Consider the following 1,236-nt stretch of genomic DNA (forward strand, 5'->3'; position numbering starts at 1 on the left):
TGATCTGAACCCTTCAAACTGGACCAGTTTTGGTTAGAGTTTTCCGGTGCATTTTCCTGGCTGGGAAAGGAACGGAAGACGATGAAGGTATCGCAGTTTTCGGACGCCCAGAAGGCGTTCATTCTGAAGCAGGGTGATGAGGGGGTACCAGTTGCGGAGATCTGCCGGAAAGCGGGGATCAGCCAGGCGACTTATTTCAATTGGAAGAAGAAGTACGCTGGAATGTTGCCGCCGGAGATGAAGAAGCTGAAGCAGCTCGAGGACGAGAATGCGCGGCTGAAGAAGATCGTCGCGGACCTGACGCTGGACCGCGAGATGCTGCAGGATGTCATTCGCCGAAAGCTTTAAGGCCTGCTCGTAAGCGAGAGGTGGTGAAGGGCATGTGCCGGGACTGGGCAATCTCGATCCGGCGTGCCTGTGGGGCGCTGAACTTCGATCGTTCGACCTACCACTACACCTCTCGCCGTGCCGATCAGGCCGGCCTGGAACGTCGTATTCGCGAGATCTGCGAGACCCGTGTACGTTATGGCTATCGACGCGTGCATGTGCTCCTGGAACGTGAGGGCTGGGGCACCAACATCAAGCGAACCTATCGCATTTACAGGGACTTGGGCCTGCAGCTGCGGAACAAGACGCCGAAGCGCCGCGTCAAGGCCAAGCTGCGGGAGGATCGACAAATGGCGGTCGGACCGAATGATGTCTGGGCGATGGACTTTGTTCACGACCAGCTCGCGACCGGGAAGAAACTGCGGGTCCTGACGGTTGTCGACACCTTCTCTCGCTACGTGCCGGTGCTTGATCCGAGACACAGCTATCGCGGTGAAGACGTGGTGCAGACGCTCGAACGGATATGCCAGCAGGTCGGCTACCCTAGGACGATCCGCGTCGATCAGGGAACGGAATTCGTGTCACGCGATCTCGACCTTTGGGCCTATGCCAAGGGCGTGACTCTGGACTTCTCGCGTCCCGGTAAACCCACAGACAATGCCTTCATCGAGGCGTTCAATGGCCGCTTCCGGGCGGAATGCCTGAACCAGCACTGGTTCCTGACCCTTGCGGATGCGCGCGAAAAGATGGAGGATTGGCGTAGAGACTACAATGAGGTTCGGCCACATGGTGCGATCGGCAACAAGGTGCCGATCTCGCTGATGAATTCGGGAGGCGCAACCAGCCCGCCTCCCTGAATGAAGCCGAAAAACTCCAGCCTCCGCTGGTCCAGAAACCTGGAGCGGTTCA

The 1,236-nt window shown here is 58.3% G+C and carries 1 protein-coding gene; it reads left to right on the forward strand.

Features of this window, described 5'->3' with window-relative positions; translation table 11 throughout:
* The first annotated feature begins 81 nt into the window (after window positions 1-81).
* A protein-coding gene (locus FB009_RS32565; protein ID WP_086017923.1) for an IS3 family transposase occupies window positions 82-1,184 on the forward strand; the annotation gives its coding sequence in 2 pieces (ribosomal slippage) (window positions 82-343 and window positions 343-1,184; 1,104 coding nt in all).
* Window positions 1,185-1,236 lie beyond the last annotated feature (52 nt).

It is taken from the genome of Sinorhizobium medicae, assembly GCF_007827695.1.
GTDB lineage: Bacteria > Pseudomonadota > Alphaproteobacteria > Rhizobiales > Rhizobiaceae > Sinorhizobium > Sinorhizobium medicae.